At 61.6% G+C, this 12466-nt stretch carries 10 protein-coding genes; 6 read left to right on the top strand and 4 right to left on the bottom strand.

Going from position 1 to position 12466, the window contains the following annotated elements; translation table 11 throughout:
• Positions 1-76: 76 nt before the first annotated feature.
• Positions 77-1288: a UbiH/UbiF family hydroxylase gene (locus NLY33_RS20850; protein ID WP_023706822.1), complete on the top strand. Its 1212-nt coding sequence runs from the start codon at positions 77-79 to the stop codon at positions 1286-1288.
• Here the strand turns inward: NLY33_RS20850 and NLY33_RS20845 are convergent.
• A complete protein-coding gene (locus NLY33_RS20845; protein WP_023706823.1) occupies positions 1265-2227 on the bottom strand; it encodes an AEC family transporter in 963 nt (320 codons plus the stop codon). The genes NLY33_RS20850 and NLY33_RS20845 overlap by 24 nt on opposite strands.
• A gap of 224 nt (positions 2228-2451) precedes the next feature.
• Between NLY33_RS20845 and hspQ the strand changes: the two genes are divergently transcribed.
• Positions 2452-2775, top strand: a complete 324-nt coding sequence (gene hspQ, locus NLY33_RS20840) for a heat shock protein HspQ (protein ID WP_023668971.1) — start codon at positions 2452-2454, stop codon at positions 2773-2775.
• 81 nt (positions 2776-2856) lie between these two features.
• Here the strand turns inward: hspQ and NLY33_RS20835 are convergent, their stop codons facing one another.
• Positions 2857-3480: an invasion associated locus B family protein gene (locus NLY33_RS20835; RefSeq protein WP_023668972.1), complete on the bottom strand. Its 624-nt coding sequence runs from the start codon at positions 3478-3480 to the stop codon at positions 2857-2859.
• Positions 3481-3740: 260 nt separating this feature from the next.
• On the opposite strand from NLY33_RS20835, the gene NLY33_RS20830 reads away from it, so the two are divergent.
• Together NLY33_RS20830 and NLY33_RS20825 are read left to right on the top strand one after the other, a co-directional pair.
• The gene (locus NLY33_RS20830) at positions 3741-5561 is read left to right on the top strand and encodes an extracellular solute-binding protein (RefSeq protein ID WP_023706824.1); all 1821 of its coding nucleotides are present in this window, start codon (positions 3741-3743) and stop codon (positions 5559-5561) included.
• Positions 5562-5610: 49 nt separating this feature from the next.
• The gene (locus NLY33_RS20825) at positions 5611-6291 is read left to right on the top strand and encodes a DsbA family oxidoreductase (protein ID WP_023706825.1); all 681 of its coding nucleotides are present in this window, start codon (positions 5611-5613) and stop codon (positions 6289-6291) included.
• 6 nt (positions 6292-6297) lie between these two features.
• Here NLY33_RS20825 and NLY33_RS20820 read toward each other — a convergent pair whose 3' ends face one another.
• Positions 6298-6732 (bottom strand): hypothetical protein, encoded by a 435-nt coding sequence (locus NLY33_RS20820; RefSeq protein WP_023706826.1) that lies wholly within the window; start codon positions 6730-6732, stop codon positions 6298-6300.
• A 604-nt stretch (positions 6733-7336) separates the two neighbouring features.
• Here NLY33_RS20820 and NLY33_RS20815 point away from each other — a divergent pair.
• A complete protein-coding gene (locus NLY33_RS20815; protein WP_023706827.1) occupies positions 7337-9223 on the top strand; it encodes an ABC transporter ATP-binding protein/permease in 1887 nt (628 codons plus the stop codon).
• Positions 9224-9513: 290 nt separating this feature from the next.
• Positions 9514-10881 (top strand): magnesium transporter, encoded by a 1368-nt coding sequence (gene mgtE, locus NLY33_RS20810; protein ID WP_023706828.1) that lies wholly within the window; start codon positions 9514-9516, stop codon positions 10879-10881.
• 75 nt (positions 10882-10956) lie between these two features.
• Here mgtE and gor read toward each other — a convergent pair whose 3' ends face one another.
• Positions 10957-12348 (bottom strand): glutathione-disulfide reductase, encoded by a 1392-nt coding sequence (gor, locus tag NLY33_RS20805; protein WP_023682513.1) that lies wholly within the window; start codon positions 12346-12348, stop codon positions 10957-10959.
• Positions 12349-12466: the final 118 nt, after the last annotated feature.

The following is a 12466-nucleotide window of genomic DNA, read 5'->3' as shown; positions in this document are numbered from 1 at the left end:
TCGCCGCGTTGATCAAGCCGCATGGTCTGACCTATATCCATGGGTAGACACCTGCATCGCAAACTGGAAGTCCAATTTGGATCATCGCGAGACAGCACGGATACTGGTAGCCGGCAGCGGCCCTGCCGGACTGATCGCGGCGCTCGGTTTCGCCGAGGCGGGCTTTCCGGTAACCCTGGTCGGACCCGAAGCAGGCGGGCCCGATGGCCGGACCACGGCGCTGATGAACCCTGCTCTCAAGGTTCTCGATCGGCTGGGCGTGCTGGCCGAACTTGCGCCGAAGGCCGCGCCGCTGAAGGTCATGCGCATCGTCGATGCGACCAGCCGGCTGATCCGCAGCCCGGTGGTGACTTTTCGCGCCATGGAGATCGGCGAGGAGCAGTTCGGGCTCAACCTGCCCAACAGTGAGCTGAACCCGACGCTGGCCAAGTCCGTCGCGGCACATTCCGGCATCGAATGGCTGACGTCGATGGTCGAGAGTTGGCGTCTGGACGCCGATCAGGCGCATGCCGTTTTGGCTGATGGCCGCGAAGTCTCGGCCTCGCTCGCGGTCGCTGCCGATGGGCGCCTGTCGCCGGCGCGTGAGGCGGCGGGCATAGTGGCCTCGGTGCGATCCTACCGCCAAGCGGCGCTGGTGCTGAATTTCGGCCATCGCAGCGAGCATGGTTTCACCTCGACCGAGTTCCACACAGAGACCGGGCCGTTCACCCAGGTACCGCTGCCCGGCAACCGCTCCAGCCTCGTCTGGGTGGTGAAACCGGAGACGGCGAAGGACCTCGCCGCACTCGATGACGTGACACTTTCCGAGCGTGTCGAGCAGCAGATGCAGTCGATGCTGGGCCGGGTGTCGGTTGAGCCCGGCCGACAAATTTACCCGCTTTCAGCGGCATCACCGGGGCGCTTCGCGCAAAACCGTGTGGCGCTGGTCGGCGAGGCTGCACATGTGTTCCCGCCGATCGGAGCCCAAGGTCTCAACCTCGGCATCAGGGACGTTGAGGATCTGATTGGAATCGCACGCGAAAATCGCGGCGACCCTGGCGCCGCAAGGGCTTTGGCCGCCTATGATTCCAGGCGCCGTCCCGACGTTCTGGCGCGTTCGGGCGCGGTCAATCTGCTTAACATGTCGTTGCTGTCGGACATGTTGCCGGCGCAGATGGCACGCAGCGCCGGCCTCAATGTGCTCGGCAGTTTCGCGCCGCTGCGCGCCTTTTTCATGCGCGAAGGCTTGAGGCCGGGCAGCGGCTTTGCGGCGCTTACCGGCGGTTCAGGGAAACAGGTCCGGCGGTAAGATGCCGTGGCGGATCATGTAGAGCAGCCCGGTCACCGTCAGCACCGAGAGACAGGTGGTGATCATGACGCTGGCCGAGGCGCGTTGCACCCAGACGCCATATTGCTGGGCGATGACGAAGACGTTGGTTGCAGTCGGTAATGCCGCCAAAAGCACGGCTGAAAAAACCCAGATTTCGGAAAAGTTCCCGATCCAGCTCAGCACGACGTAGCAGAGCGATGGATGCAGGATCAGCTTCAGCGCCGCGATCGACGCCAACTCATGCGGCACGCGGTTGAGGGGCCGGAGCGCAAGCGTCACGCCCATGGCAAACAGGGCGCAAGGGGCGGCCGCCCGAGACAGATATTCGAGCAGGCGATCGACCGGCTGCGGTGGGTGAAAGCCGAGATAGGCGGCGCCGACGCCAAGCGCGGTCGCGATGATGAACGGGTGCAGGACGATTTTCCTGACTACGCCGAGGATGAGCCGCCACGGCGATGTCTTGTCGTCGCCCGACAGCGCCATCATCATCGGCGCGATGGCGAAATGCATGATATTTTCGAAGCAGAAGATCAGCGCGACGGGAACCGCCGCTTGTTCGCCGAAGGCGAGCAGCGCCAGCCCCGGCCCCATATAGCCGATATTGCCGTAGGCCGCGGCCAGCGCCTTGATCGTCGACTGGGCGATCTCGCCGCGCGACGCCGTCACCGACCATACGAACATGATCGAGAAGATCGTGTAGGTGGAAAATACCGAGCCGAAGATGAAGCGCCATTCGGTCAACTGTTCGAACGGCGTGCGGGCCAGCAATTGGAAGAACAGGGCAGGAAGCGCGACATAGACGATGAAAGTGTTCATCCAGCCAAGCGCCTCCAGCGGCTGCCTGGTCATGCGTGCGACCAGAAAGCCGATGAAAATCAGCCCGAAGAACGGAAGAACAAGACCGACGACGTCAGACATTTTTGCCCTGGCCCGAAACCCCTGGACCGGGCTAGCCCGTAGCTTCATCGGGCGTCAAGCGCTTCGGCATTGAACTGACACGCTATCTGCGCCAAATAAAGCCTGATCCCAGACCTAAGTCGGGCTCGATTTTTGGCCACGGTGTGTGTAAATTCAAAGTCTTAGAGCGCTCTTCGCACATTCGAGGGGACGCCGGGCGCTCTAGAGGCTTAGTGGTGAGTATGATGAAAACGGCCAAATTTTCGATCGGACAGGTGGTTCGTCATCGGCTGTTTCCGTTCCGCGGCATCATTTTCGATGTCGATCCGCAATTCGCCAACACCGACGAATGGTACGAAGCCATCCCGGCCGACGTGCGGCCGCGCAAGGACCAGCCGTTCTACCATCTGCTCGCTGAAAACTCGGAAACCGAATACATTGCCTATGTCTCCGAGCAGAATCTGCTCGAGGATCAATCGGGCGAACCGGTCCGGCATCCGCAGATCGGCGAGATGTTCGACAAGCGGCCGGACGGACGCTATGAGCCGAAACGCCAGTCGAGACACTGACATCACCTTGCATCGACGTGACGACAACAAAAAAGCGGGGCATGACCCCGCTTTTTGTCGCTCCGGTATCTGTCCCGGCGATTAGTTGGCGGCTTTGGCCTTGGCCTGCTCGTCCTTGAGCTTCTTGGCGAAGTCCTGGTTGTTCTTGACGACGAAATCCTGGAGTTTTTTCTGCCGATCCTCGATGTCCGACTGCTGCAGCGGCGCGCCGTCAAAGGCGCCGCTGAAGCCGGTCAAGGCAACCTTGATTGGATTTGGCTGACTCTGGAAGTTGATCGAGGTCAGCGTGATCGCCTGTCCCTTCTTGAAGGACGCGACGAGCGCGTCGGTCAGCGGCACTTCGGCAACGCAACGGTCGGCGAAGCAAATGACATAATCCAGCTTCGTCGCCTTGCCGGCGTCTATTTGCAGGGCGATGCCGGGGGGCACCAGGCGACCTGGGGGAACCGTGACCTGGAAGACCTTGCGGTTTACCTTGCCCTTCAACTCGATCAGGCTGACGCCGGTGACGAACTGGCCGTTGCCGGCAGTGATGATGTTCTGGACATTGCAGATGTCGACATCTTCCTGCTTGGTGCAGGCCTTGAACCAACCCTGCGGAATCTGTTGCTGTGCCGAAGCGGTGGGAAGTCCGGCGCCCAGAAAGCCGACCACGCCCGCGGCCAGGACCGAAAGGCGGTATGCGTTGCTGTTCAGGCTCGTCATGTCGTGCATTTCCTCTCAAATGATCCCGGGACCGGCTTCTTCGCGCCGTGTGGTCCTGCTACCTGTTGCCGAATTGAGGCAACAGAATGACTTCGGAGCGCGTGTTACACTGCATGAGCAGCCGAATCCAGCCCGCCGCCTGCAATTCTTGGCCTCGCAATTTGGGTCGTGCGATTTGGGTTGATGTATCTGGCCGGAGCGCCGCGGGGCCATGTTAGGGTGCACTCCGAATCATCAAGCCGCCCAGTAAGGAGACGGTCATGGGCCGCATTCTTGTTTGGCTGATCGCCGCAATTTCGTTCTTCGCCTTTGCACCCGGCGTGGCGATGTCGGAACCGAAACATGCCATCGCCATGCAGGGCGAGCCGGCGCTGCCAGCCGACTACCAGCATTTCGACTACGTCAATCCCGATGCGCCGAAAGGCGGCAACATCACTTACTGCGTCGTCGGCAGCTTCGACAATCTGAACCCGTTCATCCTGAAGAGCCTGCGCACCACGGCGCGCGGCATGCAGGACCTCATTTTCGGCAATCTCGTCTTCGAGCCGTTGATGATGCGCAACTACGACGAGGCCTTCAGCCTCTATGGCCTGCTCGCAGACACAGCCGATATGGATCCCGAGCGCAAGTGGATCGAGTTCCATCTCAACCCAAATGCAAAGTGGTCCGATGGCGACCCGGTGACGCCGGATGACGTGCTGTTCACCTACGATGTCTTCACCGACAAGGGCCGCCCGCCCTACAGGGATCGCATGAGCCTGATCGCCAAGCTCGAAAAGACCGGCGATCACAGCGTGCGCTTCACCTTCAACGACAAGGCCAATCGCGAGACCCCCTTGATCATCGCGCTGACGCCGATCATCCCAAAGCACGCCTTCAACAAGGATACCTTCGACAAGACGACGTTGAAGCCGGTGATCGGCAGCGGTCCCTACATCATCGACAAGGTGCAGCCGGGACAGCGCATCGTGTTCAAGCGCAACCCGAATTACTGGGGCAAGGACATCCCTTCCAAGCGCGGCTTCGACAATTACGACCAGATCACCATCGAGTACTTCCTCAACGCCAATGCCAAGACGGAAGCGTTCAAGAAAGGCATCTGCGCCATTTACGATGAGGGCGATCCGGTCAAGCGCGAGCGCGATATCGATTTTCCCGCCTTTCATCGCGGCGAGGTGATCGCCGAGACCTTCGACACCGGCATACCGCCCGTGGTGACCGGGTTCCTGTTCAACACGCGGCTGGAGAAGTTTTCCAATCCGGAGGTGCGGCGCGCGCTCGGCATGCTCTACGACTTCGAATGGGCCAACAAGAACCTGTTCGGCGGCAAGTACACGCGCACGATGAGCTACTGGCAGAATTCCGAACTTTCCGCGCTCGGCCATCCCGCTAGCGACAGGGAAAAGGCGCTGCTGGCGCCCTACCCCGGCCGCGTGCCGGCCGATGTCATGGACGGCAGCTGGCGCCCGCCGGTGAATGACGGCACCGGCCAGGACCGCAAGGTGCTGAAGCTGGCGTTCGACCTGCTGAAGAGCCAGGGCTACGCCGTTAGGGATGGCGTCCTGCTGGATCCCAAGGGAAACCCGTTCGGTTTCGAGATCCTGACGGCGTCGCAGGACGAGGAACGCTTTGCCGCCATCTATCAGCGCTCGCTGGAAAAGATCGGCATCGCGGTGACCATCCGCAGCCTCGAGGCCGACCAGATCCAGTCGCGCAAGCAGCGTTTCGACTTTGAGGTTCTTGTCGGGTCGAGCGGGTTCAGCAACTCGCTGTCTCCCGGTATGGAGCAGAACCTTCGCTGGGGTTCTTCAGAGGCCAAAAGAGAAGGTTCATTCAATCTGGCCGGCGTCGCCGATCCGGCGGTCGACGCGGCGATCGACGCGATGCTGAGAGCACGGACCAAGGAAGACTATGTCGCCGCCGTGCGCGTGCTCGACCGATTGCTGATCTCCGGCAATTACATGGTGCCGATGCAGTACAACGCGCAGCAATGGCTCGCTTACTGGAATTACCTGGATCATCCCAAAAAGACACCCATATTCGGTTATCAATGGCCGACATGGTGGCGCAAGCCGAACTGAGCGTAGCCGAGATCATGCTCGGTAAAACGCTCGGCTGCAGGAGATCAAGATGAGCGATGACAATTCCATTACGGTCGACGTGGTTTCCGACGTCGTCTGCCCCTGGTGCTTCGTCGGCCAGAAGCGGCTGGATAAAGCGATTGCCGCTGCCGGCGACGTTGAGGTTCATGTGCGCTGGCGGCCGTTCCAGCTCGACCCGACCATCCCGCTCGAGGGCAAGGACCGGCGCGAATACATGCTGGCCAAATTCGGCAGCGACGAGCGCATCCGTCAGATGCATGCCCGCATAGAGCCGCTCGGCGAAGCCGAAGGCATCGATTTCGCTTTCGACGCCATCAAGGTCGCCGCCAACACGCTGGACGCGCACCGTGTCATCCGCTGGGCCGGTGCCGCCGGTGAAGCCGTGCAGAACCGGCTCGTGCGCCGGCTGTTCCAGCTGTATTTCGAGGAAGGCGGCAATATTGGCGACCACGCCGTGCTGGTCGATGCCGCCCGCGAGGCAGGCATGGACGCTGCCGTGGTCGAACCGCTGTTGCCGACCGATGCCGACGTCGAGGAGGTGCGCACAGAAATCGCCACGGCATCGCGGATGGGGATCACCGGCGTGCCGTGTTTCCTGCTCGAAGGCAAATACGCCGTCATGGGCGCGCAGGACGCCGACACGCTGACTGATGCCATCCGCCAGGTCGCGGCTGCAAAGGCCAAGGGCGAGCTGGAAAAGGCCGGCTGACCGAAGTTATTTCACCGTCACCTTGGCTTTGCTGAGGAAGAAGCCATGCCCGTTGCTGCCCGTGCAGGTCAGTCCCTTGGTTGACGACTGGCAGGTAAACGGCCCTTTGCTCCAGCTGTTGCCATAGGCCAGCTTCGCGACATCGCTGCAGCAGCCCTGCTCTCCCGGATTCTTGATCAATGTCGCCGGGCCGTTCGGCCCAAGGATCACGGTGACGTAGCTGGGCTCGACGCGCGAACAGCTCAGTTCCGGACCGCCATCCTGTGGCTCGTAGGTGCTGGTGCCGCCCTTCGGCGTGTAGATGCAGCCGATGTTGCCGGACGGCCCATTGAACTCGATTTGCCCTTCGGCGCTTGCCGCAATGGTCTGGCTGCCGGCATGCGCCAGAGGCAGCCAGGCAAAGAGCGACAGGATCGCGGGAGCGGCGGCGTGTGCAAGCATTGGGGAGCTTCCTTGTTGGGGACCGGACATGCATTGGTGCCGACAGTGCCCGACGAGGTTCATTCCAGTGCGCTTGATTGTCAAACGGTGTTGAGCTGCAGCTAAAAAGCGCGTGCCACCTCATGAACAGTCGCTTTACAGGAGCGACGATCTTGCGTGCCCAACCATGATGGCCAGTGAAATGATTCGGGCGGCCTGGGGCGATCACGGACGGCAATTTTTCGGGCGATCCGGTTAGCGCGCGGTGGGAAAACCGGCCGACGGGCAGGCCTTTTGGTCACAAAGCCGTGTATGAGCCTTCCCCCAGGGAATATTTTCGCACATCTAAGCGTTCTCACAACACATTGAAACAAAGGACAAATTGGGCCCAAAGACGGCGGTCTCGCAGCACCAACTGTTGCCTCATAGCAACGGGGGTGGGCTGCCTCACATTCGCCGGGATAAAATTCATAGAAAATGATCAATTGGTGTTACTATCCGTAACAAAACTAAAAAAGGTTTGGGCGGGATTGTGATTCGGGTCGACAGACCGCGACGTTCAATATCGGCACTTTGGAACCGCGACGCCCCCGCCGGGCCGTCGCCCCTGACGCCAGTATCGTCGATGCGGACCTTCTGGGGACTGATGCGGGCCTACTGGTTCTCGGACCGGTGGAGGGAAGCCTGGGCTCTCACCGTCGTCCTCGCACTCATCATAGCCCTGTCGAGCAAGGCGGACGTGTGGTTTACCGTGTTGGCGGGCGAACTGGCAGCCTCAATCGCTTTTTTTCACGACGCCGCGAATACCACGCCCCTTGAATCGGTGCTTACCAATGCCGGCCTGCTTGTCCTGCTGGTCGTGTTCAAGGACATGGGAATCATAGGCGCCTGCAAATTTGTATCGGCGACATTGCATCGCAAATGGCGCGCCTGGTTGAACGCGCGTTTCAATGCGGCGCTGCTCGATACCAACCATACGCACTACCACGCCCAGAATGGCTCGCCAGATGCGCCAGCGCCCGACAACATTGATCAGCGCGTGCAGGAATCCATCAAAGACATGGCGGGCGGCGCCATCGGGCTTGCCCAAGGTGTGTTCGGCGTCTTCACCTCACTTTATTTTGTCGGCGGCGCTTTGCTGGCGAATTCCGTGGAGGTAAAAGGCCTGGATGCCCTCGGCAGCTATGGCAGCGCCGTCCTCGCTCTGCTGGCGGTTGCCATCTACGTGCCGGTCAATACCTGGATCGCGATCAAACTCGGCGGAATGCTGGAGTGGCTCAACGTCAGGATTCAGAAGGCCGAAGGCACCTATCGCAGCGAGCTGATCACTTTGTTGCGCCGCAGTTTCCATGTGTCGGCGTCGCAAGGCGAAGACGTGCAAAAGACGATACATGGACGGCTCTATCTCGATATCGATACCACCTGGTCGAAGCTCAACATCGTCAACACCCTCTATGCGGGATTCGAATCGGTCTATAATTTCGTCGGGGCCAAAGTTGTCGCCTACGGACCTGGTCTGGTGCCGTTCATCCACAACGGCGTCGACCTCAAGGGCTACATAACCGGTTCCGAGCAGGTCAACGCGCTGATCAGCAAATGTTCCTGGTTCATCCATGTCATGCCGAGTCTCGCCACCTTGCGGGCCAACAGCCAGCGCGTCATTGAATTGGCGCACGCCATTGAAAACGTCCAACAGCCGCAGGAATTCTACAGCCAGACCGGCCGTTCCGACTTCCACTATGCCAGCCAGAACCCGGTCTTCGGCCTGACCATCCAGAAGCTTGAACTGGCGCATCAGGGTGAAGACGCCACGCCGTTCCTGAGCGCAGCCAATCTGCGCTTTCGGCGCGGCGAGTGGGCATTCCTCAAGGGCGAATCCGGCTGCGGCAAGACTTCGCTGATCAAGGCGATCAACGGCTTGTGGCCTTATGGCCGCGGCACCATCGTCTTCCCTGACGGTGTGAGGAGCTTCTATGCCGCCCAGGAGGTCAAGCTGCAGCAGGTGTCGCTGAAGCAGCTGGTGTGCCTGCCCGGCTCCGAGGACGACTATGGCGATGCGCAGGTCGCGGCAGCCCTGCACAAGGCCGGCCTTGGCGATTTCATCGAACACATGGCCGATGAAAGCCGCGAGGGAAAGATCTGGGACCAGCTGCTGTCGGGCGGCCAGAAGCAGAAGCTGGTGGTGGCCCGCATCGTGCTGCAGCAACCGGGACTGCTGTTCCTCGACGAAGCGACCGGCGCGCTCGATCCCGATGGCAAGATTGCCTTCCATCAGGCGATCAAGGACAATTGTCCCGATGTCACGGTGATCAGCATCATGCACGAGGCGGTGGCGCCACGCTCGGCCTCGGGCGAGGAATTCTATCACAGCGTGGTCGCGATCGCAGACGGCGTCGCCACCAAGAGGCCGCTTGTTCCGAACCTTCCGCGCGAGCTCACCACCATCCTTACGCAGCCGCGGCCGGTCGAGGACAAATGGATGCGTTTTTCACGCCGGCTGAAGCAGAAATAGCAGCCACGCCGAAGCGCGTTCCGCCACTGGCGGCGGGGCACTCGCTCCCTCCCCCTTCAATAACCATCACAGTCTCGCGATTGGGCCGGCTCCCGGCTGTTTTCCGCCACCCCCGCGATTGACTCGCCAAGATGCGCTCCTATGTTGCGCCCGCTCGCTGAATTCCAACTTGAACCCGCGAGCAGAAAGGTCACCGCGCCATGCCTGGCGACAGTAGTCGAACGCAACCGCCGTCCGCCTCGATGTGACCTCTAACGGCTCACGTCCCGCCGGACGGCAAGGAGTGAGCCATGAACGAATTTACCCCCGTCGTAGCAAGCGACGATGCCGTCGCTATCGCGCGTATCCTTGCCAATGATCACGTCGCCGATGTCGTCGAGGCCCTGAACCGGGAATCTCGCGATACCGCGATAGAACTGCTTTGCGAAATGCCGTTCGAGCGGCTGGTCGAGATCTTCGACCAGCCTGAACTCGACGGCGCCTCCGATCTGGCCGAGGCGCTGCCGCGCGCCAAGGCGTGCAAGCTCCTGACCGCCATGTCGGTCGACCGCGCCGCCGATATCCTGCGCGAACTGGACGAACCGGCGCGCTCCGAGCTGCTCGGCGGGTTGGTCCCGCCGCTGCGGGCAACGCTGCTTTCCATTCTCGGCTATCCCGAAGGCAGCGCCGCCTCGATCATGACGACCGAATTCGTCAGCGTGCCGTCGGACTGGTCCGTCGGGCGCACGCTCGACTACATCCGCAAGGTGGAGCGGACGCGGGAGACCGTCTACGCCATCTACATCGTCGATCCAGACACGCATGTGCTGGTGCGCTCGACCGGCCTGCGCCGGCTGATCACCGGCGAGCCGGACGATCCGATCCTGTCGGTGGCGCCGGATCGCGCCCCGGTGACGGTGACGCCGCTTACCGATCGCGAAACACTGGCGCAGACGATCTCCAAATACGACCTGCTCGCGGTTCCGGTCGTCGACCACGGCAAGATCCTCGGCATCGTCACCATCGACGACATCATCGACACCATGATCGAGGAGACGACCGAGGACGCGCATCGCTTCGGCGGCATGGAGGCGCTCGACGAGCCCTACATGAAGATGAGTTTCCTCGCCATGATCAAGAAGCGCGGCGGCTGGCTGTGCGCGCTGTTCATCTCGGAGATGCTGACCGCCAACGCCATGCAAAGCTATGAAGGCGAACTGCAAAAAGCGATCGTGCTCACTCTGTTCATCCCGCTGATCATGAGCTCGGGCGGCAATTCCGGTTCGCAGGCGACCTCGCTCGTCATTCGCGCGCTGGCGCTGCGCGAGATCGGCCTTCGTGACTGGTGGCGGGTGGCGTTGCGCGAATTGCCAACCGGCCTGGTACTCGGCGCCATGCTTGGCGTGGTCGGCATCTGCCGCATCGCGCTCTGGCAGTATATGGGCTTCTACGATTATGGGCCGCATTGGCCGCTGATCGCGGCGACCGTGGGGGCAGCCCTTGTCGGTATCGTCACCTTCGGCTCGCTGTCGGGGTCGATGCTGCCGTTCGCGCTGAAACGGATCGGCTTCGATCCGGCGAGCGCCTCGGCGCCGTTCGTCGCCACGCTGGTCGATGTCACCGGCCTGGTGATCTATTTCTCGGTGGCGCTGGTCATCCTGCGCGGCACTTTGTTGTAATAAGCTTCAGGCCTCCCATCTCGGTGGCAACAGCGGCTGCCATGGGGGGTTCTTCAAGATCGAGCGCGCGGGGCGTCAATCGACCCGCACGCCGTTCTTCACGCGGTAGGTAGGCTTGTACATGGTGACCAGTTCCTCCGCTGCCGTCGGGTGGACGGCCATGGTGCGGTCGAAATCATCCTTGGTGACGCCGGCCTTCAGCGGAATGCCGAGCAACTGCGCCATCTCGCCGGCGTCCGGCCCGAGGATGTGCGCGCCGAGCACTTTTCGCGTGGCGCCATCGACCACCAGCTTCGTCAGCATCCTTTCGTCGCGGCCCGACAGCGTGTGCCGCATCGGCCGGAATGTGGCGCGGTAGATTTCGATATCGGAGTAGCGCTTGACGGCATCGTCCTCGGACAGCCCGACGGTGCCGATCTCCGGCTGTGAGAAGACGGCGGTCGGAATGGTGTCGTGGTCGGGCGCGGTCGGATTGCCCTTGAATGCGGTCTCGATGAAGCACATGGCTTCGTGGATCGCCACCGGCGTCAACTGCACGCGGTTGGTGACGTCGCCGATCGCCCAGATGTTGTCGATGTTGGTGCGGGAATATTCGTCGACAACGATGGCGCCGGTTTTGCCGAGTTCGATGCCGACGCCTTCCAGGCCCATATTCTCAGTGTTGGGGAGGCGGCCGATGGCGAGCATGACCTGGTCGACTGTCAGCACCTTGCCGCCGGTGACCAACGCATCCAGCCTGCCGTCCGGCCGCTTGCGGACCCATTCCGACACGGCGTGGCAGAGGATCTTGATCCCCTTCTTTTCCATGGTTTCGTGCAGCATGCGCCGCAGGTCCATGTCGAAGCGCGACAGTATCTCCTTGCCGCGATAGACCAGCGTGGTGTCGACGCCCAAGCCATGGAAGATATTGGCGAATTCGACGGCGATGTAGCCGCCGCCCTCGATCATGATCGCCTTCGGCAGTTGCTTGAGGTCGAAAACCTCATTGGAAAAGATGCAATGCTCGTGACCGGGCAGCGCCGGGTGCGGCGCCGGCCGGCCGCCGGTGGCGATCAGGATCTGGTCGGCGGTGACGGTGCGGTCATCGCCCAGGAGATGCACGACATGCGGGTCGACCAGCATGGCGCGCGAGTGGAACGTCTCGCCGCCGGCGCCTTTCACGTTCTTTTCGTAGATCGCTTCCAGACGGGCGATCTCGCGGTCCTTGTTGGCGACCAGCGTCGGCCAGTCGAAGCTCGCCTCCGGCACCGTCCAGCCATAGCCGGCGGCGTCGGCAAAATGCTCGGGAAATTGCGAGGCATAGACATAGAGTTTTTTCGGCACGCAGCCACGGATGACGCAGGTGCCGCCATAGCGGTATTCCTCGGCGATGCCGACACGCTTGCCGAGCGCTGCCGCCACGCGCGCCGCCCTCACCCCGCCGGAGCCGCCGCCGATGACGAAGAGATCGTAGTCGTAACCGGCCATGCTGCTGTTCCTCAAGAAATGTTTGAGACAGGTAGGCCGCATGAAGCCAAAAGAAAAGCCCGGTTTCCACCGGGCTTTCTGGTCCAGCGGCAAGGATGCCGGTGGCGAAATCAGACGT

It is taken from the genome of Mesorhizobium sp. C432A (assembly GCF_030323145.1).
Taxonomy (GTDB): Bacteria; Pseudomonadota; Alphaproteobacteria; order Rhizobiales; family Rhizobiaceae; genus Mesorhizobium.
Note: the sequence above shows the minus strand (reverse complement) of the source record. Positions and strands in the feature narration are given on the sequence as shown.